Genomic DNA, 23,723 nt, shown 5'->3' on the forward strand with positions numbered 1-23,723 from the left:
CTACGCACCGCCGTGAAGCAGCTCGCTGCCCTCCTCGCCGTCCTGGCGCTTCCGGTCTCGTCCGCGGGCGCCGCGACGCTCGATGCCGGTGCCCTTAGGGGCGAGGTCGACGACGCCACCGGGGGTCTCCGGTTCTCCGGCGATGCGACGCTGGCGGAGGCGGGCGGGACGCGGCTCGGGCTCCACACGCCGCTGGGCTGGGATCGCGTGACGCGGGCGGTCGGCGTTCGCTCCGAGGGGGGCGCCATCGTCGCCGACCTCCTCACCGCGGGCGGCCGCGCGATGACGCTGCGGATGACGCGCGGGGCAGACGGGGTCGTCGCCGTCGAGGCGGCGACGGACGATCCGGCGGTGGACGCGACGGGCATCGGGTTCGCGGCGACGAAGGACGAGCGCTACTTGGGCTTCGGCGAGCGGTCGAACGCGGTCGACCAGCGCGGCGGGGACGTCGAGGTGTTCGTGGGGGAGGGCCCGTTCCAGCCGGAGGAACGCGCGTTCATCCCGGCGTTCGTTCCCCCGCAGGGCTTCCACCCGCGCGACGACGCGACGTACTTCCCGATCCCGTGGCTGCTGTCGACCGCGGGGTACGGCGTGCTGCTCGACAACGCCGAGACCGCGATGTTGCGCCTGGGCGACGACGACGCGTGGTCGGCGGAGGTGCAGAGCAGCCGGCTGGCGTTCCGCGTGTTCGCGGGCCCGACGCCGGCGAAGGCGCTCGAACGGTTCACCGCGGCCACCGGTCGACAGCCGCCCGCCACGGCGCCGTGGTTCTTCGGCGCCTGGTGGCAGCCGACGCCGGGCAAGGGCGAGGCGGCCGACCAGCTCGCCGCGCAGCGCAAGGCGGACGTGCCGGTGTCGGTGGTCGAGACGTTCCTGCACTACCTGCCATGCGGCGACCAGCTGCCGGACCGCGAGGCCGTGCGCCGCCGGACGGCCGCCGTGCACGCCGGCGGCGCCGCCGTGCTCGCGTACATGAACCCGATGGTGTGCACGAGCCACCCGGCGTACGCCGAAGGCACGTACAACAGCGACGCGACCGGTCGCCCGTACCAGTACCGGTACTCGACCGCCGACCAGTTCATGGTCAGCCAGGTCGACTTCACCGCGCCGGCCGGCCGCGCGTTCTTCGGCCGGCTGCTGCGCGAGGCCGTCGAGGACGGCTTCGACGGGTGGATGGAGGACTTCGGCGAGTACACGCCGCCGGACGCGGGGTCGGCCGACGGGACGCCGGGGCCGGCCATGCACAACCTCTACCCGACGCTCTACCACCGGACCGCGACCGAGGAGACCGCCGCGGTCGGCCGGCCGATCGCGAACTACGTGCGGTCCGGCTTCACGGGGACGGCGCGGTACGCGCGGCTCGTGTGGGGCGGCGATCCGACGACCGACTGGGGGTTCGACGGGCTGCAGTCGGCGGTGCGCAACGGGCTGACGATGGGGCTGAGCGGCGTGAGCACGTGGGGCTCGGACATCGGCGGGTTCTTCTCGCTCGGCGCCCGCAAGCTGACGCCCGAGCTGCTGCAGCGCTGGATCCAGTTCGGCGCCGTCTCCGGGCTGATGCGCGCGAAGTCGAAGGGGATCGCCGTGCCGGACAAGGCCCGTCCGCAGGTCGAGGACCCCGAGATCCTGCCGGTGTGGCGGCGCTACGCGCGGCTGCGCACGCGCCTGCTGCCGTACCTGCAGGCGGCCGACGCCGAGTACCAACGGACGGGCATGCCGATCATGCGGTCGTTCGCGTTGGCGTGGCCGGGCGACCGGCGGCTGAACGGCGTCGACGACGCGTTCCTCTTCGGCCCCGACCTCCTCGCCGCGCCGGTCGTCCGGCCCGAGCAGCGCCAGCGGCGCGTCGAGCTGCCGCCGGGGACGTGGGTCGACCTGTGGCGCAGCGCGTCGGCGGATCTCGACCTGCGGCGGCCGCTGCTGCTGCACGGCGGGCGCGACGCGACGCTGCCGGCGCCGGCGGACGAGCTGCCGCTGCTCGCCCGCGCCGGGACGATCCTCCCGCTGCTGAGCCCCGACGTCGACACGCTCACGTCGCTGCGCGCGCCCGGCGTCGTGAGGGCCGACGACCGCCGCGACCGGCTCGGCCTGCGGATCCTCCCGCGCGGCTGGTCGAGCATCCGCGCCTTCGGCACCGACCGGATCGTCTCCTCCGAGAAGCGCGGCCGCCGCTGGGTCCTGCGCATCGACGGAACCCGCACCCGCACCTACGACGTCCAGGTCGCCCTCGGCACCCTGCGCCGCCCGTTCCGGCCGTGCCGCGTCAGCGTGAAGCGGTGGAGCGTCCGCGACGGCGTGCTGCGCCTCCGCGTCCGCGGCAAGCGATTGCGGGTGCTGGCCGCCCCGTGCATGCATGGGGTCTGACCCCATGCATGCGTCAGAGCGCTTCGTCGAGGGCCCGGGCGAGGGCGTCGAGGTCGGCGCTTCCCTCGTCGGCGTCGGCGGCGAACGGGAGGACCGCGTCGGCCTGCAGGCGGTCGAGCTGGGCGCGCTGCTCGCGCGCGCGAGCGTGCGCCTCCAGGGACACGTCGATCGCGGGGTCGCCGGCCAGCCGCTCGAGCCGCTCGGCCTCCTCGTCGGTGAAGCGGTCGGGGCGCACGCCGTTGGCGATGACGAGGTCGAGCTGGTCGCCGAGCGCGTCACGCAGGTAGGCGACCTCGTTGACCGGCATCTCCTCCGGCGTGGCGACCGCGACGACGCCCGTCAAGGCGCGGTCCTCGAGCGTCGTCGCGATGATGCCCGCCTGTCGCGCGACGGGGCCGGCGGCGGCGACGTCGGCGAACGTCCGCGGCGCCTCGAGCAGCGCGAGCCCGTGCCCGGTCGCCGGCGCGTCGACGACGACGAGGTCGTACGGCTCGGCGCCGGGCGTTCGCCGCTCCGGCTGCGCGAGCTCCCACAGCTTCCCGATCGTCAGCAGCTCGCGCATGCCGGGCGTCGCCGCGGCGAGGTAGCCGAAGACGCGGCTCGAGGAGAGCAGCTCGGCGAGCGGGCGCGAGAGCTGGTCGTCGAGGTACTCGCGCATCGCGCGCTCCGGGTCGATGGACAGCGCGTGCAGCCCGTTCCCCAGCTCGGCCTCCGCCCAGCCGCCCTCGCCGCCCGCGAGCATCCGGTGCACGTCGTCGCGCTGCGCCACCTCGGCGACGATCGTCCGCAGCCCGCGCCGGGCGCCGACCAGGCCGAGCGCCGCGGCCACCGCCGTCTTGCCGACGCCGCCCTTGCCGGTGACGAAGAGGAGCCGCTTCTCGAGGACGGTCACGTCCGGGCGGCGACGAGCGTGTAGAGCACGGGAAGCGTCGTGCCCGCGATCCGGAGCCGGTAGAGGCCGTCGTCGCCGCGGGTGAGGAGGGTCCCGCGCGGATCGAAGTCGGCGTCGAGGTGCTCGCGGAACGCGTCGATGCGGAGCCCCGCACGGAGGGCGGCGGTGAGGATCTCGCCGATCGAGTGCGGGAACTCGATGGTCGTCGTGGCGCCGACGTGCGCGTCGCGATCCGCGTACGAGCCCTCCTCGTCCAGGCGGACCGCCTGCCCGCCTCCGTACGGGAAGTCGAGGACGAGCGGGTCGAGGGATCCGATCGCGCTGTAGAGCGGGTGGACGTCGATGAGCACGAGCCGGCCGCCGCGGCGCAGGGCGGCGTTGGCGCTGGCGAACCAGGCGTCGAGGTCGGCGATCCAGGTCAGGACGCCCACCGTGGCGTAGACGAGGTCGAAGCGGTCGTGCAGCTGCGGCGGCAGCGCGGTCGAGTCCGCTTCGACGAGCTCGAGGTCGACGCCGCAGCGTTCGGCGAGCGCGCGGGCCTTGGCGAGCGAGGCGGGCGAGAAGTCGGCGCCGACCACGCGCGCGCCGCGGCGGGCGAGGACGATGCTGTCGAAGCCGATGTGGCACTGCAGGTGCAGGACGTCCAGGCCGGCGACGTCGCCGACGGCCTCGGACTCGATGACGGTCAGATCGCGCGTGCCCGCGATGAGCGCGTCGACGTCGTAGTAGGTGTCCCGCCCCTCGCCGTGCACCCCGGCAAGGGCGTCCCAATGGGCTCGGTTCGTGCTCGTCGGGTCAGCCATCCGGCGGCGATGCTAGGAGGAATCCCCGCCATGCGCGCGAACACGCCCCTCATGGAAGCCAAGGCCAAGGTGATCGCGTTCGCCAACCAGAAGGGTGGCGTGGCGAAGACGACGACGACGCTGAACCTCGCGGCCGCCTTCGCCGAGAAGGGCCATCGCGTGCTCTGCTGCGACATGGACCCGCAGGGCAACCTCACGATGTCCCAGGGGATCGACCCCGATTCGCTCGAGCTGTCGATGTACGACGTCCTCGTCCACCACGTCGACATCCGCCAGGTGATCCGCAAGCGTGAGGTGGACATCGCGTGCGCCTCGATCGACCTCGCGGGCGCGGAGATCGCGATGTCGACCCAGATCGGTCGTGAACGCTCGCTGCAGAAGGCGTTCAAGCCGATCCTGCAGGACTACGACTTCATCTGCATCGACACGCCGCCCAGCCTCGGGCTGCTGACGATCAACGCTCTGACGGCCGCGAACAAGGTGATCGTCCCCGTGCAATGCGAGTATCTGTCCATGCGCGGGTTGATCCAGCTCCAGAACACCCTGGAGATGATCAAGGAGAACCTGAACCCGGACGTCGAGATCGAGGGCATCCTGCCCACGCTCGTCGATGCGAGGACGCTCCACGCCAAGGAGGCGATCGAGATCCTCGAGGAGAACTTCGGAGACCGGGTCTTCGCCTCGCGCATCAAGAAGACGATCCGGTTCGCCGAGGCCCCCGTGAAGGGGATGTCGGTGCTCAAGTACGACCCGGACGGCCTGGCCGCCGAGTCCTACCGCCAGCTGGCGAAGGAGGTCCTGGCGCATGGCTAGGAGAGGTGACCGCGCGAGCATGCGTGAGGGCCCGCTCGCGGCGCTGTTCCGCCGCACCGAGGAAGAGGAGCAGCAGGCCGGGACGGAGGCGAAGGCCCCCGAGACCCCCGCTCCCGCTCCCGCTCCCGCCCCGGAGCCGGCGCCCCGCGCCGAGGCTCCCGCGCCGGCGACGCCGGCCGGCCAGGCCAACGTGGAGGCCGCGCGCCCGCACCCGTCCCTCTCGCAGCCGACCCCGGACCTCCCGGAGGAGGCGCCGCGCATCCCCTCGCCGCAGGAGCGGCTGCGCCAGGCCTTCTCCTCGGACATCCCGGAGAACGTCATGGCCCCGCCGACCCCGGCACCGGCGCCCGCACCCGTGCAGGCGGCTCCGGCTCCGGCGCCCGCGGCGGATCCGTACGCGCGCTCCGGCGCTCCGGCGTTCGGCGAGGCGATGCCCGTCGGCCAGCCCGTGCTCAAGGTCGTCGGCGTCGGCGGCGCCGGCGTCAACGCGGTCAACCGGATGGTCGAGGCGGCGATCGAGGGCGTCGAGTTCCTCGCGATCAACACCGACCTCCAGTCGCTCCAGCAGTCCGAGGCCGACGTGACGCTGCACATCGGCCAGACGCTCACGCGCGGGCTCGGCTCGGGGTCCAACCCCGATCTCGGCCGCGCCGCGGCGATGGAGGAGCACGACAAGATCAAGGCGCTGCTCAAGGGCAGCGACATGGTGTTCATCACCGCCGGCTCCGGCGGCGGCACCGGCACCGGCGCGGCGCCCGTCGTCGCGCGGATCGCCCGCGAGCTCGGTGCGCTCACGGTCGGCATCGTCACGAGGCCGTTCGGCTTCGAGGGGTCCCGCCGGCGCGAGCAGGCCGACCGCGGCATCGAGGCGCTCGGGGCCGAGGTCGACACGCTCATCGTCGTGCCGAACAACCGGCTGCTGTCGGTGCTCGACAAGAACACCTCGATGGTCGAGGCCTTCCGGGTCGCCGACGACGTCCTACGTCAGGGCGTCCAGGGCGTCTCGGACCTCGTCACGCTCCCCGGTCTCATCAACCTCGACTTCGCCGACGTGCGGACGATCATGTCCGACGCGGGCCAGGCGCTGCTCGGGATCGGCATGGGCACCGGCGACGGCCGCGCGATCACCGCGGCCGAGCAGGCGGTGTCGTCGCCGCTGCTCGAGACGTCGATGGAGGGTGCGCGGAAGATCCTGCTGTCCATCACGGGCGGCAAGGACCTCTCGCTGTGGGAGGTCAACGAGGCGGCCAAGGCGGTTGCCGAGGCGGCTCACCCGGACGCGAACATCATCTTCGGCGCCATGGTCGACGACAAGCTCGCCGACGACGTGTGCTGGATCACGGTGGTCGCGACCGGCTACGGCGAGCCGCGGCTCCAGCGCCGCGAGCCGAGCCGCTTCGAGGAGCCGGTCGGCGAGCCGCGCGTCCAGCGCCGCACGGCGCCGCGCGAGCGCAGCTCGTTGGAGCTCGACGTCCCGGAGTTCCTCCCTCGGGGCTGAGACGGACAGGGGGCCTTCGGCCGCGCCGCCGAAGGCCCTCGAACCTCCGGGCGAAGAAGTACGCGATTAGTCTCCGCCCGTGAGCGCGAGATCTCGGGGGATCGTCGCCGCGGGCGATCGCGTCTCGGCGGAGGCCGGGGCGCGCGTGCTGCGCGAGGGCGGCAACGCCGTCGACGCGGCGATCGGCGCGATGCTGGCGTCGTGGGTGGCCGAGCCGCTGCTCACCGGGCCCGGCGCCGGCGGGTACCTGCTGGTGGCGGGAGCGGGGGAGGAGCCGGTCCTGCTCGACTTCTTCGTCGCCGCGCCCGGCCACGGACGCGACGGGAACGGATCGGTCGCCGACCTCCTGCCCGTCGAGGTCGACTTCGGCGACGCGCTGCAGACGTTCAACTGCGGTGCGGCGTCATGCGGGGTCCCCGGCACGCCGGCCGGGATCTGCGAGGCGGCGCGGCGGTGGGGGACGATCCCGCTGGCGGACCTGGCCGCCCCGGCCGCGGAGCTCGCGCGCAGCGGCGTCCCGCTCGGCCGCGCGCAGGCCTGGATCCTCGAGCTGCTGCTGCCGATCCTCGTCTCGACGCCGGAGGCCGCCGCGCTCTTCGCGCCCGGCGGCACGCCGCTGCGCGAGGGCGACCGCTTCCGCTCGGACGACCTCGCCGACGCGATCGAGCGCCTCGGCGCGGAAGGCGCGGCGCCGTTCTACACGGGAGAGATCGGGCAGGCGGTCGCCTCATGGGTCGGCGAGCACGGCGGCCTGCTCACGACCGACGACCTCGCGGCCTACGAGGCGATCCCGCGCGAGCCCGTGCGCGTCGGGTACCGCGGCCGCGACGTCCTGACGAACCCGCCGCCGAACGCGGGCGGCGTCCTGCTCGCCGTCGCGCTCTCGAAGCTCGCCGCGACCGACGGGCCGCCCGAGCTGACCGAGCTCGTCGACGTCATGGAGGCCGTGCAGGCCGAGCGCACACCCGACTTCACGACCGGCCTCGCCGATCCCGCCTTCACGCGCGAGTTCATGGCCTCGCGGCTCGGCTCGACGACGCACATCTCGGTGATGGACGGCGAGGGGCGCGCGGCGACGGTGACGTGCACGAACGGCGAGGGCTCGGGCATCGTCGTGCCCGGCACCGGCGTGCACGTGAACAACATCATGGGCGAGGAGGACCTCAACCCGTTCGGCTTCCACGTCGCGCCGGCCGGGACGCGCATGCCGTCGATGATGGCCCCGACCGTGGTGCTGAAGGACGGCGCGGTCGAGCTGGCCGTCGGGTCCGCCGGGTCGAACCGGATCCGCTCCGCGATCCTCCAGGTGATCGTCGGCGTCGTCGACCACGGCCTCCCGGCGCGCGACGCCGTCGAGGCGCCGCGCGTGCACTTCGAGGACGGGCAGCTCTACACCGAGCCCGGCGTCCCCGAGGACCTGCTGGCGAAGACGGGCCGCCCGGTCACCCGCTTCCGCGACCTCAACGTCTTCTTCGGCGGCGCCCAGGCCGTCGAGCACGACCTCGCGACGGGGAAGATGACCGGCGCGGGCGACCCGCGACGGGGCGGCCACGCGGTGAGCGCGTGAGGCGCATCGCGATCGCCCTCGCCGCCGTCGTCCTGGTGAGCGGGTGCGGGACGGAGACGGCGGACCTGCTCGTCGTCGAGCGGTCGGGGTCGCTGCCGGACGCGAAGCTCAAGCTCCTCATCACCGACGGCCTGACGGTCGAGTGCGACGGGGTGGAGAAGCCGCTCGAGAACGACCGCCTGCTCGAGGCGCGCGAGCTGACGCGGGACCTCCTGCCGGTCCTCGACGAGAACCCGCGGCTGCCGATCCCCAAGAGCGCGTTGCTGCGGTTCCACGTCACCGGGGAGAGCGGCGAGGCGACGTTCGCCGACGCCTCCCCGAACCTGCCGCCCGAGCTCGGCAAGCTCGTCCAGCTCACGCGGCGCATCGCCATGGAGTCCTGCGGCAAGCAACGCTGATGGCCGCGAACAGCAGAAGTCGTTGTCGGCGCACCGTTCCGGTGCGACCCTCTTCGGTCGATGACGCGACGCTCGTGGATCCTGATGGCCGGCCTCGCCGCCCTCTGGGGCGCGTCGTACATGTTCATCAAGCTCGCCCTCGACGACCTGTCGGACGTCGCGATCGTCTGGCTGCGCACGGCGCTCGGCGCGCTCGTGCTCGCGCCGGTGGCGATCAAGCGCGGCGCGTTCATCCCGGCGCGGCGCAGGCTCGGCTGGCTGTCGCTCATCGCGGTCGTGCAGGTCGTCGCCCCGTTCCTGCTCATCACGATCGGCGAGCACCACGTCGAGTCGTCGCTCGCGGGCATCCTCGTCGCAGCTGCCCCGATCTTCACGGTGCTGATCGCCATGGGCGTGGTGCCGGACGAGCGCGTCCACGGCTGGGCGCTCGTCGGCGTCGCCCTCGGCATCGTCGGCGTGGCGATGCTCTTCGGCGTCGACCTCGGCGGCGATGGCGACGCGCTGCTCGGCGGCGCCGGCATCCTGCTCGCCAGCGTCGGCTACGCGGTCGGCAGCCTCGTCGCGAAGCGCAAGCTCCAGGACGTCCCACCGGTCGGTGTCGCCGGCTCCATCATCGGGCTGAGCGCGCTCTTCCTCCTCCCCGCGCTGCCGTGGGCGGTGCCGTCCGAGGCCCCCGGACTCGGCACCGTCGGCGCGATGGTCGCGCTGGGAGCCGGCGGCACCGGCATCGCCTTCCTCATCTTCTACACGCTCAACGCGGACATCGGACCGGCGCGCGCGTCGATCGTGGCCTACATCGCGCCGGGCTTCTCCATCTTCTACGGCGTCGCGTTCCTCGACGAGTCGTTCACGGTCTCGACGGCGATCGGCCTGCTGCTGATCCTCGCCGGATCGTGGATGGGCGCGCAGGGCAGGGCGCCGTGGCAGCGTGCCGCGGTGCCCGTGCCGGTCAGCCGAACCGGACCTTCCCGTTCGACTGCGCCCGAGCCTGCGCGCGCTCGATGAAGTCCAGCCGCTTGACCGCGGCGCGGAACAGCCGGGCGACCAGCCGCAGCCGCGCGTTCTCGGACCGCAGGTCGAGCAGCCCCTGCTTGGCGTCGAGGCCGAAGTCGACCGTCGCCGCCATGTCGTAGGCGCTCATCGCGGCGAGCTTCTCGACGTCGGGCTCGTCGTCGGTCGCCTCGCGCACGAGCTCGCCGTACGCGGCGTGCGCCTCGATGAGCGTCTCCTCGTCGACCGCCTCGTCCTTGTCCTCGAGCCACTCGACCGTTCCCGCCGGGTACGCGCGGTCCTCGAGCCGCTCGACGATGCGGAACGCCCGCGTCCCGCGGCAGGCGATGTCGAGCCGCCCGTCCTCGTGCTCGGTGATGACGCTCTCGACCACGCACGCGCAGCCGGACGGCTTGAGGCCCTCGTCGCTGAGCCAGACGATCCCGAACTCCGAGCCGTTCTCGACGCACTCGCCGATCATCTGCTTGTAGCGCTCCTCGAAGATGTGAAGCGGGACCAGCTCCGAGGGCAGCGCGACGACGGGGAGCGGGAAGAGGGGGAGCTCCTGCACGGCCGCCATGGGAGGAGCCTAGTCCCGCCGGCGCTCTCAGCTTCCTCCCGGGAACGTCTTACGGTGCTCTCAACGCGGTCCGGGACGCTTCGTGGCCATGACTGGACGCACGAGGACCACGCTTGCCGTCTTCGGCGGCGCCGCCCTGGTCGCATCGGCGGCGTACGCCGTCGGGTCGCAGGCCGGCGGCGGCAACGCCGAGGCGGCCAAGACCCGCGCCGCCGCGCAGATGACCGCCGGGTACGGCTACGGCCCCGGTCCGGCCGGGTTCCGCGGGAACCGCCCCGATCCGTTCGCCGGCCTGGCCTCCAAGCTGGGCGTCAGCGCGGCGAAGCTGCGCACCGCGCTCCAGGCGCTCCGCACCGACGAGAGCAAGGACGACCACGAGGCGGAGCTCGCCGCCGCGCTGGCCAAGGCGCTCGGCAAGTCCGAGGCCGACGTGAAGGACGCGCTCGCCAAGCTGCGCCAGGCGCACGAGGACGAGCACGCCCGGCGCGAGGCCGCCCTGTACGCGGCCGTCGCGAAGGCGCTCGGCAAGAGCACGGCCGACGTGAAGGCGGCGTTCGAGAAGAATCGGCCGGCCGATCCGGGTCCCGGCGACAGGGACGGCCGGCACGGTCCCGGCCCGTTCGGCGGCCCCGGCGGTCCGGGCGGCCCGCGCGGGCATCGCTTCGGCGGCCCCGGCGCTCCGGCGGCGCTGAGCGCGATCGCGAAGGACCTCGGCGTCAGCACGGCCAAGCTGCGCGCGGCGCTCATGACGGCGCGCCCGCAGGATCCGCCGAAGCGCGAGGAGCGCGGCGACCGCGGCGCCGACCTCGCGAAGGCGCTGGGCGTGACGACCGACGAGCTCGAGGAGGCGTTCGACGAGGTCCGCACGGCCGAGCGCGACGCGTTCGCGGAGAAGCTCGCCGCCAACCTCGGGATCGACGCGCAGAAGGTGAAGGACGCGCTCGCCGACGGGTTCCCGTTCTTCCACGGTCCCGGCGGCGGCCGCCGCCACCGCTGAGCCGCTCGTCCTCCGACGACGAGGCCTCCGTCCGGAGCTGCGGTCTCCGCGCGCCGCGGGCGGTGAGGCCGCCGCGCCCCCTTTGCGAAGCTGACGGGCGTGAAGCGCTCGGCGGCTCTCGCTCCTCTCTCCCGCGATCATCAGCACGCGCTTGACGCCGCGCTGCGTCTCCGCCGCGCGGAGGCGGACACCGTCGAGGCGGCCATCGCGCACTTCCACTCGTTCTTCGATGTCGAGGGGCGAAAGCACTTCGGCATCGAGGAGGAGCTGCTCGTCCCTGCTCTGCCCGCGGACGACCCGGTGTGGTCGGGCGCGGTTCGCCGGATGCTCGACGACCACGAGGCGATCCGCGCGGCCGCCGGCGAGGTCGAAGGGGTGGCGGCCGCACGGGAGCTCGGCGAGCGGCTCAACGCGCACGTGCGGTTCGAGGAGCGGGAGCTCTTCGTGCTGCTGGAGGACCGGCTTCCCGTGCGCGAGCTCGAGCGGCTCGGTGAGGCCGTCGCGGCGGCGGAGTCGGCTTAGCGCGGCCGCTCGGCCGCGAGCATGAGGTTGTAGAAGATCGCCGGCGGCAGCCGGCCCTCGAGCAGCGCGCGGTCGACCGCCTGCAGCGCCAGGTAGCCGCGGAAGGCGTACTGCTTCCACAGCCACGGCACCTCCTCGGGGTCGGCCGTCGACTCGAGCGTCCGGTTCGCCCAGCCGAACCAGTTGGCCAGCAGCTCCTCGCCGCGGACCTTGATGCTCGTGAAGCCGCCGGCGCCGGCGGCCGCCTCGAGGTCCTCGGGGACGAACGCGTGGACGTCGACCATCGTCTCGAGGATCGGGTCGGCGGCGCCGTGCTGGCCCTTGTGCTCGGCCTCGGTCGCGCCCATCATGCGGCGCCACAGCGGCGAGACCTCGTACGCGACGCGCTTCGGCCAGTTCGCGATCCGGTCGCCGACGCGGGAGGGCTCGCCCGCGAAGACGATCCGCCCGCCCGGCCGCAGGACGCGGTGGAACTCGCGGAACGAGGCCTCGAGGTCGGGCAGGTGGTGCAGGACGGCGTGGCCCAGGACGAGATCGAACGAGCCGTCCTCGAACGGCAGCTCGGTCGCGTCGACCGTCGCGGTCGTGACGTCGAGGCCGAGCTGCTGCGCGTTGCCCTCGAGCACCTCGAGCATCCCGGGCGAGATGTCGGTGCACGTGGCGCGCTGCACGCGCCCGTCGAGCAGGAGGTTGAGCGAGAAGTAGCCCGTGCCGGCGCCGACCTCGAGCGAGTCGCCGATCCCGCGCGGGTCCTCGCCGAGGGCCTTGCGGAGCTTGCCCACCACCTGCTCGATGCCGACGGGGCCGAACTGGATGCCCCACTTGGCGTCGTACGTCGCAGCCGCGTCGTCGTGGTAGCGGGTGTTGACGTCGAGGATCTCGTCGACGGTGGCGGGCGCGGTCATCAGGGCGGCGAGTCTAGTAGCCACCTGCTCTTCCGGACGCACCCGTTCAGTAGATTCGACCCGTGCCGCCGAACGGGATGCCACCGGGGCCGAGCATGCCCTCGGCCGCCCAGACCCTCGCCTGGCTCACGCGGCCGAAGCCGTTCCTGCGCCGCGCGCACGCCCGCTACGGCGACGTCTTCACGATGCAGCTGCGCGGGAACGAGCGGTTCGCGGTCCTCGCGCACCCCGACCACGTCAAGCAGGTCTTCACGGGCGATCCGGACGTCCTGCGCGCCGGCGAGGCGAACCGGATCCTGCTGCCGGTGCTCGGCAAGCACTCGGTGCTGTTGCTCGACGGGCAGCGCCACCTGCGCCAGCGCCGGCTGCTGCTGCCGCCGTTCCACGGGGAGCGGATGCAGCGCTACCGCGAGATCATCGAGGAGGCGACCGAGCGCGAGGTCGCGACGTGGCGGCCGGAGGAGCCCGTGCAGCTCGCGCGCCGGATGCAGGCCGTCACGCTCGACGTGATCATGCGCGCCGTCTTCGGGCTGACCGACGACGAGGCCATCACCGACCTGCGCGTCCGCCTGCTGCGGCTGCTCGACTGGGTCCAGTCGCCGTCGCGGATGCTCGTCTTCGCGATCGCCATCACGAAGCCGGATCTGCTGCGCATGTTCGGCACCTACCAGGAGGCGCTGGCGTCGGTCGACGAGGCGCTGCTGGCCGAGATCCGGCGGCGCCGCGGCGCGCCCGACCTCGCCGAGCGCGAGGACATCCTCTCGCTGCTGCTGCAGGCGCGCGACGAGGACGGCAACGGGATGGGCGACGAGGAGCTGCGCGACGAGCTCATGACGCTGCTGCTCGCCGGCCACGAGACGACGGCGACCGGCCTGGGGTGGGCGTTCGAGCGGCTCCTGCGCCACCCGGAGGCGCTGAACCACGCGATCGACGACGCCCGCGGCGGCGACGGCCAGTACCTCGACGCGGTCGCGAAGGAGACCCTGCGCCTGCGGCCCGTCATCCCGCTCGTCGCCCGCGTGCTGCACCAGCCGATGTCCTTCGGGCCGTACGAGCTGCCGGTCGGCACGCACGTCACGCCGTCCATCTACCTCGTCCACCACCGCCACGACGTCTACCCGCAGCCGGACGCGTTCCGGCCCGAGCGCTTCCTCGGCGTGAAGCCGGGCACGTACACGTGGCTGCCGTTCGGGGGCGGGGTACGCCGCTGCATCGGCGCGTCGTTCGCGCTCTTCGAGATGCAGACCGTGCTCGGCACGATCCTGCGGTCGGTCGAGCTGCGCGCGACGACCCCGCGCAGCGAGCCGACGGCGCGCCGGACGATCACGCTCGTCCCCGGTCGAGGATCCGAGGCGCTAGTAGCCTCTCGCGCCGCATGACCGCCACCGAGCCGATGCCGCACTACGTCCAGCAGAACCAGCCCAACGGCGTTCCGCCGCTCGAGCTGACGGGCGAGCGGACGCTGCCCGACGTGCCGGAGGAGAACTACTGGTACCAGCGCCACCTCGTCGTCTACGAGTGGCTGCGCGACCGCGTGGGCGGGTTGAAGGTCATCGACATGGCCTCCGGCGAGGGCTACGGCGCGAACGTCATGGCGCAGACCGCCCGCGAGGTCGTCGGCATCGAGGCCAACCCGGACGCGTTCGCCCACGCCGTCGCGCGCTACCCGAAGGTGCGCTTCGAGCGCTCGATGGTCGAGACGTACGGCGAGGACGCCGACGTCGTGACGTTCCTGCAGACGATCGAGCACGTCCAGGACCCCGGCGCGGTGCTCGAGAACTTCAAGCGCAGCGCGCCCGTCGCGTACGTCTCGACCCCGAACGTCAAGACGCTCGCGCCCGAGGGCGAGGAGCGGTCGGGCAACCCCTGGCACATCAAGGAGTACACGCTCGACGAGTTCCGGGCGCTCTGCGAGGGCCACTTCGAGCGCGTCGAGATCCTCGGCCTCTACCACGCGCGCAAGCTGCTCGTGCACGAGAAGGCGATCCGGCTCGGCTGGGACAGCGTCCATCCCAAGCTCGGGATCACCAAGCGCTTCTACGACTGGTTCGTCCCCGCGATCGACGTGCGCGACTTCGTCCTGCGCCCGGCCGACGAGCGGGCGCTGGACTTCCTCGCCGTGTGCCGCTGAGCATCGTCCTGCACACCCACATGCCGTACGTCGAGGGGTACGGCACGTGGCCGTTCGGCGAGGAGTGGCTGTGGGAGGCGATGGCCACGTCGTACCTGCCGTTGCTCGACGTCCTCGAGTCCGCGCCCGAGCTGACGCTGTCGCTGACGCCGGTGCTCGCCGACCAGCTCGAGGCGCCGGGTGTGGGGGAGCGGTTCCTGCGCTTCCTCGACGAGATCCGCACCGAGACGCACCGGCGCGACGTCGCGGTGGCGGACGACCCCGCGATCGCCGCGGCGCTCGAGCGTTCGGCGCGGCAGTACGCCGCCGCCGCGGACCGCTTCCGCGCGCTCGATGGCGACCTGCTCGGCGCGCTCGCCCCGCACGTCGCCTGGACGTCGTCGGCGACGCACGCCGTGCTGCCGCTCGTCGCGACCGAGCAGGGCGTGCGGCTGCAGGTGCGCAGCGGCGTCGTCAGCCACCGCGAGCGCTTCGGCGCCCACCGGCCCTGGCGCGGCGGGTTCTGGAGCCCCGAGTGCGCGCACGCGGCGTGGCTGGACCCGCTGCTCGAGGAGGACGGCGTCCACGCGACGTGCGTCGACCTGACCGACGTGTACGGCATGGGCGCACCGATGCACCTCAAGCCGATCCGCTCAGCCGCCGGGCCGCTGCTCGTCCCGATCGACCGCGCCGTCATCGACCTCGTGTGGAGCGACGCCGGCTACCCGAGCCGCGGCGCCTACTGCAACACCCATCGCCGGACCGACTACGAGCACACGCCGTGGTCGGTCGAGGGCGGGCCGTACGACGCGGACCGCGCGCTCGAGCAGGCGCGCGACGACGCCGCCGACTTCGTCCGCCGGGCGAGGGAGCGCACCGCCCGCGGCGGCCTGTCCGTCTTCGCGGTCGACACCGAGCTGCTCGGCCACTGGTGGCGCGAGGGCGTCGCGTGGCTCGGGTTCGTCGTCGAGGAGGCGCGCGCGCTGGGCGTCGAGCTCGTCGCGCTCGACGACGCGCTCGAGACCGCCGAGGCCGTGCCCGAGCCCGACGGGGGGCTGCCGGCGACGACGTGGGGCCGCGGGCGCGACCTGTCGACGTGGAGCGGCCCGCCCGTCGCCGAGCTGGCGTTCGCCGCCCGCGACGCCGAGCTGCGCGCGCTCGCCGCGGGGCCGGCGCTGACCGACGACGCCGCCCGTGCACTCCTCGCGCTGCAGGCCAGCGACTGGGCGTTCGTCGTCTCCGAGGACCTCGCCGAGCCGTACGGCCGCGAGCGCGCCGCCGGCCACCTCGCCGAGTTCGAGCGAGCGCTCGCGGGCGACGACGACGCCGCCGTCGCGCGCGGCATCGCGCCCCGGGCCACCGCCGCACCGCTGCTCGCCTCCTAGCCTGAGCGCGCTCGTGGTCTTCACCTCGATCGAGTTCCTCTGGCTGTTCATGCCCGTCACGCTGGTCGCCTACCTGGCGCTCGGACCGGGCCTGCGCAACGCGGTCGTCGCCTCGTTGTCGCTCGTCTTCTACGTGTGGGGCGCCGACGCGATGGTGCTCCTCTTCCTCGGGAGCATCACGTTCAACTACGGCGCCGGGCGGCTCATCCACCGCTTCCGCGAGCGCGGCGACGAGCGCGCCGTGCGGCGGGTCATGTGGGCCGCGGTCGCGGCGAACCTGGCGCTGCTCTTCTTCTGGAAGTACGCGGCGTTCGCGGTCGGCCAGGCCGGCTTCGACGCGCCGGACATCGCGCTGCCGATCGGGATCTCGTTCTTCACGTTCCACGGGATCTCGTACATCGTCGACATCACTCGCGGCGACGCCCGGCCCCTGCGCCACATCGCCGACTACGCGCAGTACATGGCGTTCTTCCCGCAGCTCATCGCGGGGCCGATCGTCCGCTTCCGCGAGATCGACGACCAGCTGCTCGCGCCGCCGCCGCGCTCGCAGCGCGTCGACGACGTCGCCGAGGGGTTCCCGCGCTTCGCGCACGGCCTCGCGAAGAAGGTGCTCATCGCCGACCCGGCCGGCGCGGTCGCCGACAGCGCGTTCGCGGTCAGCGGCGGCGACATGTCGAGCGCGACCGCCTGGCTCGGCGTGTTCGCCTACACGGTGCAGATCTACTTCGACTTCTCGGGCTACAGCGACATGGCGATCGGCATGGCTCGCTTCTTCGGGTTCCGCTTCCCGGAGAACTTCAACCGGCCCTACTCGTCGCTGTCGCTCACCGACTTCTGGCGGCGCTGGCACATGACGCTCTCGCGCTGGTTCCGCGACTACGTCTACATCCCGCTCGGCGGCTCGCGCGGGACGCAGAGCGAGACGGTCCGCAACCTGATGGGCGTCTTCCTCCTCACCGGCGCGTGGCACGGCGCGAGCTGGACGTTCGTGCTGTGGGGCGTCTACCACGGGCTGCTGCTCGTGGGCGAGCGGCTCACCGGCATCCGCACGTGGGCCGACGACCGGCAGGTCGTCCTCCGCCGCGCCGTGACGTTCGTGCTCGTGATGTTCGGCTGGGCGCTGTTCCGCGCCGGCTCGCTCGGGCAGGCGGCCGACGTGTGGAAGGCGATGGTCGTCCCGGCCGGCGGTGGCCTCGACCCGGCGGTGCGCGACGCGCTCAACACCGAGACCGTGCTCGCGCTCGGCGTCGGCGCGGCGAGCGTCCTGCTCCCGCGCACGTTCGTCGGCGGCCGGCTGCTGCAGGGCCCGTGGACCGGACGCGCGCTCGTCGCCCGCGTCGCCGTCCTCGCGCTGCTGCCCTGGGCGGCGATCACCGTGGCCGCCGGCTCGTTCAGCCCCTTCCTCTACTTCCAGTTCTGAGACCTTGACCGTCCGCCGCTTCATCGCCGTCGCCGCGCTCGTCTTCTTCACGCTGCCGATCGGCCTGCGCGTGGCCGGCGTGACGGCGCGCCCGTTCGAGAACCGCCCGATGGCCCCTCGGCCGGAGCTGAGCGCGGGCTGGGACGTCTTCGACCAGACGACGCGCTTCTTCGTCGACCGGATGCCGCTGCGCGAGCAGGCGGTCCGCGCGCACAGCTGGACGTCGCGCGAGGTGCTCGGCACGTCGCCGACGTGGCGGCAGGACCTGCTGGCCGGCGAGGGCTCGGGCACCGCCGCGCTGCCGCAAGAGGCGAGGGAGGCGGCCGGCGAGGGCGCGCGTCCGAAGGACACGCGCCAGGACGAGCAACAGGCCGGCGCGCCCGGTGCGGGTGCCGGTCCCGTCCTCGAGGGCCCCGACGGGTGGCTGTTCCTGACGGCCGACCTCCAGCGCGCGTGCTCGCCGCAGCTGCCCTGGAGCCAGGTCGCCGCGAACCTCCAGTCGGTCACCGCCACGATCGCCGCACTCGGCAAGGACGTGGTGCTGATGGTCCCGCCGGACAAGACGACCGCCTACGCCGAGCTGGTCGAGGGTCCGTCGGACCTCATCGGCTGCGCGACCCGCAACCGGCGCGAGCTGTGGGCGCTGCTCGAGCAGGCCGACAACCCGACGCTGCTGCCGCTGCGCACGACGATCGCGGCGGCGCGTCGGGCGACACCCGAGCCGCTGTACAAGCGCAAGGACGCGCACTGGAACACCGTCGGTGCGTCGTACGCACTCGAGCCGCTCCTCGGCCGCTTGAGCTCGCGGGTGCGGGTCCGGCCGAATGAGCTCGTGGCCGCGCCCGATGAGCGCTACCAGGGCGACCTGACGATCCTTCGCGGCGCGCCGGAGGACGACACCACGCCTGCCCGGGTCGTCAAGCGCGCGCCGGGCGCGCCGGTCCTGCGCGGCCGGACGCTCTTCATCGGCGACTCGTTCGGCAACTACCAGCTCGAGCAGCTGCGGGCGTACGCGCCCGACCTCCAGGTGCTCCCGTGGCCGTCGACCGACCCGGCAGCGCTGGCCGCCGCCGTGCGGGACGCCCGGCGCGTGATCATCGAGGTGGTCGAGCGCGAGCTGACGATGGTCACGCCGGACGGCGGCCCGCTCGTGGCGATGGCCGCCGCCCTGCGCTAGCTACGCGGCCTCGCGCAGCGCCCGGCCCTCGGGCAGGCGCTGGAGGCGCTCGAGCGCGGCGTTCTCCAGGAGCCGTGCGCGGTTGGCGGTGATGCCGAGCTGCTTGCCGATCGCCGGCAGGGTGTGCGCCTGCTCGCCGAAGAGGCCGTACCGGAGGGTGAGCACGCGCTGCTCGATCACCGAGAGCTGGTCGAGCGCCTCGCGGACGGCGTCCTCGCGCAGCGTGTCCTCGGCGACGACCTCCGGCCGGACGGCGTCGGCGTCGGCCAGCAGGTGGCCGAGCTCCGTGTCCTCCTCGCCGCCGACCGGCGCGTTGAGCGACACCGGCGTGCGCGACGCGCGGCGCAGATCCTCGACCATCTCCGTGTCGAAGTCGAGCAGCTCCGCGATCTCCTCGGTGGTCGCGTCGCGGCCGAGGCGCAGGCCGAGGTCGCGCTCGGCGCGCATGATCTTGTTGACCTGGTCGACGACGTGGACCGGGAGGCGGACGGTCCGGCCCTTGTCGGCGATCGCGCGGGCGATCGACTGCCGGATCCACCACGTCGCGTAGGTCGAGAACTTGAAGCCCTTGCGCCAGTCGAACTTCTCCACGGCGCGGACGAGCCCCAGCGTTCCCTCCTGGATCAGGTCCAGGAACGACAGGGCGCCCTCGCCTTCCCGCTCGCGGCGGTACCGCTTGGCGACGTGCACCACGAGGCGCAGGTTCGCCTCGATCATGTGCTGCTTGGCGGCGAGGTCGCCACGCTCGATCCGCTTCGCCAGCTCGATCTCCTGAGCGGCGTTCAGCAGCGGCACCTTCCCGATCGCCTCGAGGAACGCCTGGAGGCCGTCGGCAGAGGGGTCAGGGAGGGGGTTCGGGCTCATCGTGCCTCGGAACTTTCGTCGCCGTCCCTTAGCCGAACCCAAACGGAAGGCAAAGGTTGTGTTAGGGCTTCGCGTACCCCACGTGCAGGCGCACCGGCGTTCCGCCGAGCGAGTCCTCTACACTCCGCCGCTCGAACAACGCCGAGTTCCGGGCTGTCGCATGCCCGGAAGCGGGGGACCCAACCGAGCGAGCGCGCCGTACCGGCGCACGCTCACGGGGCGAATCGCCAAGTGCTCTTGGCGTAGCGCACGTCCAGCGCGAGCCCGTCAGCTCACCTCGTAGGCGCCGCGACGACATGAAGGAGCAGTTCGACGTGCCCATCAACGAGGAGCCTCTGCACGCCATATCGGCGCCGCGCGACCTCGCCGACGAGACCCACGTGCGCCGCTCGCTGCGCGCGGCGGTCGAGCGCCGTGCCCGGCGCCGCCGCCGCGAGCGCGCCGGCCGCGGCGGGCGGCGCGCCATCGTGACCGCGACGGCGATGCTGGCGATCGGCGCCGGCGGGGCGTTCGCCCAGTCGACGGGCGAGAGCTCGTCCGGGACCAGCACGACGGCGCAGGTCCAGCAGGCGCTCGGCATCCCGGCCGACGGCATCGCCGGCCCGCAGACCCGTCGTGCGATCAAGCGCTTCCAGCGCCGCAACGGCCTGACGGTCGACGGCATCGTGGGGCCGCAGACGCTCGCCGCGCTCGGCCTGTCGGCCGCGAAGGCGACGAGCAGCAGCGCGCCGAGCGACCTGCTCGCGCGCATCGCCCAATGCGAGTCGGGCGGCGACCCGACCGCGATCTCGCCGGACGGTCAGTACCGCGGCAAGTACCAGTTCAGCCGTTCGACCTGGCAGTCGCTCGGCGGCACCGGCGATCCCGCCGCTGCGCCCGAGGCCGAGCAGGACCGCCTCGCCGCGCAGCTGCTCGAGACGCAGGGGCGCAGCGCTTGGCCCGTGTGCGCTTCTTCGTAGCGGCGGAGCGCTTCTTCGGCGTCACCGCCGCAGGCCTCGCCGGGCAGCCGGCGCGCATGTCGGGACACACCCACGGCGCGCCGGCGGCGCGGGGGTCGCGCAGCGAGAACGCCGACCGGTAGTAGAACGACACCGCGTCCCGGATCGGGATGCCCTTGATCAGGTAGGGCACGTTCCCCGCGTACGGGTCGGCCGGGTTCGCCTTCGCCGGGTCGTAGGTGCCGGCCCCGATCGACGTCTTGTCGACGCTGTCGTCGAACGACGCGGCGACGAGCCGCTCGAAGCCGCTCTCGTCGCCGCGCAGCTTCCAGTCGAGCCACGCCTTCGTGAAGTACGAGGCCATCCGCTCGCCGAGCTGGTTGGACTGGAAGACGAGCGGGATGTACGTGTACGCGAGGTGCGTCGCGTTGCGCAGCGTGACGAGCTGCGCGTCGAGGCCCGCGTCGCGGATCTGCTGGTAGCCGGCCGCCTTCTCGTCGGGGTCCGGCGCCTCGGGCATCGGCTGCGTGTTGAACAGGTAGTCGTTCGTGAGTCCGAGCGCCGGGACGTTGATGAGCTTGCTCGTCCGGTGCTCCTCGGGGATCGTCACGCCGTCGCAGCTCTCGATGGCGCGCAGCCCGTCCCAGGCGACGATCGTCTTGACGCGGTCGTCGCACTGGCCGACGACGCTGACGGCGGACGCGCCGAGCGAGTGGCCGGCATGGCCACGCGGTCGCGGTCGAGCGCATCCGACCACGGGTTCTTGCCGGAGACGAAGAAGCTCAGCGAGTCCTCGGCGCCCTGGAAGAAGTTGTAGTCCTGCTGGTACGGGACGCCCGAGCACTCGCCGGGGCAGTCGTCGCCGAACAGCGACGAGTCGCCCTGGCCCTGGACGTCGTAGGTGAGCACCAGGTAGCCGGCCGACGCGAGGTCCTGCGCGGCCCAGTAGTAGAGCTCCTCGTAGCCCTGCACCGAGCCGTCGGTGATGACGACGCCGGGGTAGCCGGCCTTCGGGCGCTTGACGCTGGCCGGCGGCGCCCACACGTGGCCCGACAGCGTCGAGCCGTTGAGCGCCTTGAGCTCCACGGAGCTGACGCGGCCGTAGCCGGCGGTCTCCCAGCGGCGCACCGTGCGGAACGGATCGGCGGACTTGGCGCCGGGGACGCGCGTCGTGACGCCGCCGTGCGGGTCGGTCGGATCGCTCAGCTCGTCCGCGGTCTGCTCGGCGTAGAGCTCCGCGCCCTGCGTCTGGTTGCCGAACCCGAACGCCGGGCTGGCGAGCTGGTCGCGCGGGCGCAGCGACGCGCAGCGCTGGTTCTCGAGGTCGCGCTGCATCCACTCGGCCGACCCCGGCTCGGGGTTGCCGGCCGGGGCGTAGCAGCTCATGTCGACGCCGATGACCGGGTTCTGCGCCGCCGCGGACCCGGCGACGGCGGCGGAGGCGCCCGCGGCGAGCGCGCAGGCGAGGACGAGGCTCCGAAGCGTGTGCACGTCGTCTGAGACGCACCGCGCGGTGGGAACTTGCGTCTACGGGCGCTGCGGCAGGCGCAGGCGGATCGGGCCGCGCGCGGTGCGCGGGTCGACGACCTCGCCGCGCTGGGTGACCTCGAGGCGTCCCTCGTCGGCCATCGCGAACGCCGTCTCGCGCACGGGCTGCATGAGCGGGCGCCAGTCCTGCGGGGCGAGCGCGCGCGCCGCCTCGGATGGGCAGATCGTCTTGCCGGCGTCGCGCAGCTCGAGCAGCGCGGCGATCGCCGCCTCGATGCGCTGGTCTACGCCCACTTCATCCGGCGGGGACGGTCGCGCTTGCGGACGACCTTCGCGGGGACGCCGACGGCGACGGAGTTCGGCGGGATGTCCTTCGTGACGACGGTGTAGGTGCCGAGGATGCTGTTGTCGCCGACCTTGCAGCCGCGCAGCACGCAAGCGCCGTAGCCCATCCAGACGTTGTTCCCGACCTTGACGTCGCGCTTGTAGATGCCCTGGAAGCGGATGGGGCGCTCGACCTCGACGACGCCGTGGTCGAAGTCGATGAGCATCACGCGGTCGGCGACGATGCACTCGCGGCCGATCGAGACGTGCTGGAACGAGGAGATCGTGCACTCCTGGCCGAGCACGGACTTCGCGCCGATGCGGACCTCGCCCTCGTGCGCGCGGACCTTCGTGCCGTTCCCGAGCCACGACCAGCGACCGAGGTGCACCATGGCGTTCTTGCCGATCTCGAACTTCACGCCGGGGCAGACGAACGCGATGCCGTCGACCTTCAGCCGGCCGCGCCAGCGCAGCTTCAGCCAGGCGAGCCGTACGAGCAGGTACGCGTAGCCCGGCGTGAGCATCTTGTTGCGCCGCGCGAAGCGCAGGAACGTCAGCGGGCCGCCGTGCAGCGGGGGCGGGTCCCCGCGGACCTCCCACTTCGGCGGGCTCGTGACGATCGGGATCTGGACGGCTGGCTCGACCACGGTGTCGGCGAAGATCCTAGGATCCTCCGCTCATGCCGCCTCAGGGGACCATCGCGGAGCGCCTGCTCCGAGGGGACAAGCGCGCATTGGCGCGTGCGATCTCGCTCGTGGAGGACGACGAGCCCGAGGGCTGGGAGATCGTCAAGGAGGTCTATCCCCACACGGGGAAGGCCGACCTGCTCGGGCTCACGGGGCCGCCGGGCGCCGGCAAGTCGACGCTCATCGCCGCGCTGACGAAGGCCAAGCGCGCGGCGGACCGCACCGTCGGCGTCGTGTCGATCGATCCGTCGTCGCCGTTCACCCACGGCGCGCTGCTCGGCGACCGCATCCGGCTGACCGAGCACTTCCTCGACCCCGGCGTCTTCATCCGCTCGATGGCGAACCGCGGGGCGCTGGGCGGGCTCGCCGAGGCGACGCTGCAGGCGGCGCTGCTGATGGACGCGTCGGGCAAGGACGACGTGATCCTCGAGACGGTCGGCGTGGGGCAGGCGGAGGTCGACATCATCGACCACGCCGACACCGTGGTGCTCGTGCTCATCCCCGGCTCCGGCGACTCGGTGCAGGCGCTGAAGGCCGGCGTGATGGAGATCCCGGACATCATCGTCGTCAACAAGGCCGACCACCCGCTGACCGACACGATGGTCCGAGAGATCCGCGGCGTGCTGTCGCTGGCTCCGCAGCGCGGCTGGCGCGTGCCGATCATCAAGACCGAGGCGACCCGCGGCGTGGGGATCGAGCAGCTCGTCGAGACGATCGCCGAGCACCGCGCGCACCTCGAGTCCGAGGGCACGCTGCAGGAGCGCCGCCGCCGCAACCTGCGCCACGAGATCCTCGCCATCTGCACCGGCCGGCTGCGCCGCCGGATGGAGGAGGCGCTCGACGACGACGAGCGCTTCGGCCAGCTCATCGACGAGGTCGCCGCGCGCCGCATCGACCCGGCGACCGCGGCCGCCGAGCTGCTCGAGCGCGTCGACACCGCCGAAGCCGCCCCGCCGACGTCCCGCTGACCCGTCGTCCCGCCCGCTTGTGGAGGACTCTCTC

Annotated in this window: 23 protein-coding genes and 1 riboswitch; of the genes, 15 read left to right on the forward strand and 8 right to left on the reverse strand. The window is 73.0% G+C overall.

The genetic code is table 11. The annotated features are described in order from the left end of the window. Positions 1-12 precede the first annotated feature (12 nt). Positions 13-2,364, forward strand: a complete 2,352-nt coding sequence (locus tag AC1UE4_RS18705) for a TIM-barrel domain-containing protein (protein WP_482918819.1) — start codon at positions 13-15, stop codon at positions 2,362-2,364. Positions 2,365-2,377: 13 nt separating this feature from the next. On the opposite strand, the gene AC1UE4_RS18710 is transcribed toward AC1UE4_RS18705, so the two are convergent. Together AC1UE4_RS18710 and AC1UE4_RS18715 are read right to left on the reverse strand one after the other, a co-directional pair. After that, positions 2,378-3,256: an ArsA family ATPase gene (locus tag AC1UE4_RS18710; RefSeq protein ID WP_482918820.1), complete on the reverse strand. Its 879-nt coding sequence runs from the start codon at positions 3,254-3,256 to the stop codon at positions 2,378-2,380. Beyond that, entirely contained in the window at positions 3,253-4,059 is an 807-nt protein-coding gene (locus AC1UE4_RS18715) for a class I SAM-dependent methyltransferase (RefSeq protein WP_482918821.1), read from the reverse strand. The genes AC1UE4_RS18710 and AC1UE4_RS18715 overlap by 4 nt, the downstream gene beginning before the upstream one ends. A gap of 30 nt (positions 4,060-4,089) precedes the next feature. On the opposite strand from AC1UE4_RS18715, the gene AC1UE4_RS18720 reads away from it, so the two are divergent. The 5 genes from AC1UE4_RS18720 to AC1UE4_RS18740 all read left to right on the forward strand — a co-directional run bounded on the left by AC1UE4_RS18720 (position 4,090) and on the right by AC1UE4_RS18740 (position 9,340). Next, the gene (locus tag AC1UE4_RS18720) at positions 4,090-4,872 is read left to right on the forward strand and encodes a ParA family protein (RefSeq protein WP_482918822.1); all 783 of its coding nucleotides are present in this window, start codon (positions 4,090-4,092) and stop codon (positions 4,870-4,872) included. A 430-nt stretch (positions 4,873-5,302) separates the two neighbouring features. Next, positions 5,303-6,370, forward strand: a complete 1,068-nt coding sequence (ftsZ, locus tag AC1UE4_RS18725) for a cell division protein FtsZ (protein ID WP_482919053.1) — start codon at positions 5,303-5,305, stop codon at positions 6,368-6,370. A gap of 79 nt (positions 6,371-6,449) precedes the next feature. Beyond that, positions 6,450-7,937, forward strand: coding sequence for a gamma-glutamyltransferase family protein (locus tag AC1UE4_RS18730; RefSeq protein WP_482918823.1), 1,488 nt, complete (start codon positions 6,450-6,452; stop codon positions 7,935-7,937). Beyond that, a complete protein-coding gene (locus AC1UE4_RS18735; RefSeq protein WP_482918824.1) occupies positions 7,934-8,335 on the forward strand; it encodes a hypothetical protein in 402 nt (133 codons plus the stop codon). The genes AC1UE4_RS18730 and AC1UE4_RS18735 overlap by 4 nt, the downstream gene beginning before the upstream one ends. 60 nt (positions 8,336-8,395) lie before the next feature. Continuing rightward, on the forward strand, positions 8,396-9,340 hold the full coding sequence (locus AC1UE4_RS18740; protein ID WP_482918825.1) for a DMT family transporter: 945 nt from the start codon (positions 8,396-8,398) through the stop codon (positions 9,338-9,340). On the opposite strand, the gene AC1UE4_RS18745 is transcribed toward AC1UE4_RS18740, so the two are convergent. Further along, on the reverse strand, positions 9,285-9,905 hold the full coding sequence (locus AC1UE4_RS18745) for an LON peptidase substrate-binding domain-containing protein (RefSeq protein ID WP_482918826.1): 621 nt from the start codon (positions 9,903-9,905) through the stop codon (positions 9,285-9,287). The two genes, AC1UE4_RS18740 and AC1UE4_RS18745, sit on opposite strands and share 56 nt — an antisense overlap. A gap of 88 nt (positions 9,906-9,993) precedes the next feature. Here AC1UE4_RS18745 and AC1UE4_RS18750 point away from each other — a divergent pair, with 88 nt between their 5' ends. Together AC1UE4_RS18750 and AC1UE4_RS18755 are read left to right on the forward strand one after the other, a co-directional pair. Next, positions 9,994-10,902 (forward strand): hypothetical protein, encoded by a 909-nt coding sequence (locus AC1UE4_RS18750; RefSeq protein ID WP_482918827.1) that lies wholly within the window; start codon positions 9,994-9,996, stop codon positions 10,900-10,902. A 99-nt stretch (positions 10,903-11,001) separates the two neighbouring features. Continuing rightward, positions 11,002-11,424 carry a hemerythrin domain-containing protein gene (locus tag AC1UE4_RS18755; RefSeq protein WP_482918828.1) on the forward strand — a complete coding sequence of 141 codons (423 nt, stop codon included), beginning with the start codon at positions 11,002-11,004 and terminating at the stop codon, positions 11,422-11,424. Here the strand turns inward: AC1UE4_RS18755 and AC1UE4_RS18760 are convergent. Then, positions 11,421-12,329, reverse strand: a complete 909-nt coding sequence (locus AC1UE4_RS18760; RefSeq protein ID WP_482918829.1) for a class I SAM-dependent methyltransferase — start codon at positions 12,327-12,329, stop codon at positions 11,421-11,423. The genes AC1UE4_RS18755 and AC1UE4_RS18760 overlap by 4 nt on opposite strands. A gap of 95 nt (positions 12,330-12,424) precedes the next feature. Here AC1UE4_RS18760 and AC1UE4_RS18765 point away from each other — a divergent pair, with 95 nt between their 5' ends. Genes AC1UE4_RS18765 through AC1UE4_RS18785 form a run of 5 tightly spaced genes read left to right on the forward strand, consistent with a single transcriptional unit; the run spans position 12,425 to position 18,421 of the window. Then, the gene (locus AC1UE4_RS18765) at positions 12,425-13,708 is read left to right on the forward strand and encodes a cytochrome P450 (protein WP_482918830.1); all 1,284 of its coding nucleotides are present in this window, start codon (positions 12,425-12,427) and stop codon (positions 13,706-13,708) included. Then, a complete protein-coding gene (locus tag AC1UE4_RS18770) occupies positions 13,705-14,460 on the forward strand; it encodes a class I SAM-dependent methyltransferase (RefSeq protein ID WP_482918831.1) in 756 nt (251 codons plus the stop codon). Before AC1UE4_RS18765 ends, AC1UE4_RS18770 begins: the two co-directional genes overlap by 4 nt. After that, a complete protein-coding gene (locus tag AC1UE4_RS18775; RefSeq protein WP_482918832.1) occupies positions 14,451-15,824 on the forward strand; it encodes a 1,4-alpha-glucan branching protein domain-containing protein in 1,374 nt (457 codons plus the stop codon). The genes AC1UE4_RS18770 and AC1UE4_RS18775 overlap by 10 nt, the downstream gene beginning before the upstream one ends. 13 nt (positions 15,825-15,837) lie before the next feature. After that, positions 15,838-17,244: an MBOAT family O-acyltransferase gene (locus AC1UE4_RS18780; RefSeq protein ID WP_482918833.1), complete on the forward strand. Its 1,407-nt coding sequence runs from the start codon at positions 15,838-15,840 to the stop codon at positions 17,242-17,244. Positions 17,245-17,248: 4 nt separating this feature from the next. Further along, positions 17,249-18,421, forward strand: coding sequence for an alginate O-acetyltransferase AlgX-related protein (locus tag AC1UE4_RS18785; RefSeq protein WP_482918834.1), 1,173 nt, complete (start codon positions 17,249-17,251; stop codon positions 18,419-18,421). Here the strand turns inward: AC1UE4_RS18785 and AC1UE4_RS18790 are convergent, their stop codons facing one another. Further along, complete coding sequence (locus tag AC1UE4_RS18790) at positions 18,422-19,285, reverse strand: sigma-70 family RNA polymerase sigma factor (RefSeq protein ID WP_482918835.1); 864 nt, start codon at positions 19,283-19,285, stop codon at positions 18,422-18,424. A 129-nt stretch (positions 19,286-19,414) separates the two neighbouring features. Further along, positions 19,415-19,586, forward strand: a riboswitch (cyclic di-AMP (ydaO/yuaA leader). Here AC1UE4_RS18790 and AC1UE4_RS18795 point away from each other — a divergent pair. Further along, positions 19,582-20,244 (forward strand): transglycosylase family protein, encoded by a 663-nt coding sequence (locus tag AC1UE4_RS18795; RefSeq protein WP_482918836.1) that lies wholly within the window; start codon positions 19,582-19,584, stop codon positions 20,242-20,244. It overlaps the preceding riboswitch by 5 nt. A 585-nt stretch (positions 20,245-20,829) precedes the next feature. On the opposite strand, the gene AC1UE4_RS18800 is transcribed toward AC1UE4_RS18795, so the two are convergent. The 3 genes from AC1UE4_RS18800 to AC1UE4_RS18810 are packed head-to-tail and all read right to left on the reverse strand — an operon-like array spanning position 20,830 to position 22,682. Next, on the reverse strand, positions 20,830-21,714 hold the full coding sequence (locus tag AC1UE4_RS18800) for an alpha/beta hydrolase family protein (RefSeq protein WP_482918837.1): 885 nt from the start codon (positions 21,712-21,714) through the stop codon (positions 20,830-20,832). Positions 21,715-21,750: 36 nt separating this feature from the next. Then, the gene (locus tag AC1UE4_RS18805) at positions 21,751-22,005 is read right to left on the reverse strand and encodes a DUF3253 domain-containing protein (protein ID WP_482918838.1); all 255 of its coding nucleotides are present in this window, start codon (positions 22,003-22,005) and stop codon (positions 21,751-21,753) included. After that, a complete protein-coding gene (locus AC1UE4_RS18810; protein WP_482918839.1) occupies positions 21,996-22,682 on the reverse strand; it encodes an acyltransferase in 687 nt (228 codons plus the stop codon). Before AC1UE4_RS18810 ends, AC1UE4_RS18805 begins: the two co-directional genes overlap by 10 nt. A 32-nt stretch (positions 22,683-22,714) precedes the next feature. On the opposite strand from AC1UE4_RS18810, the gene meaB reads away from it, so the two are divergent. After that, the gene (gene meaB / locus AC1UE4_RS18815) at positions 22,715-23,689 is read left to right on the forward strand and encodes a methylmalonyl Co-A mutase-associated GTPase MeaB (protein ID WP_482918840.1); all 975 of its coding nucleotides are present in this window, start codon (positions 22,715-22,717) and stop codon (positions 23,687-23,689) included. Positions 23,690-23,723 lie beyond the last annotated feature (34 nt).

It is taken from the genome of Parviterribacter kavangonensis (genome assembly GCF_056863335.1).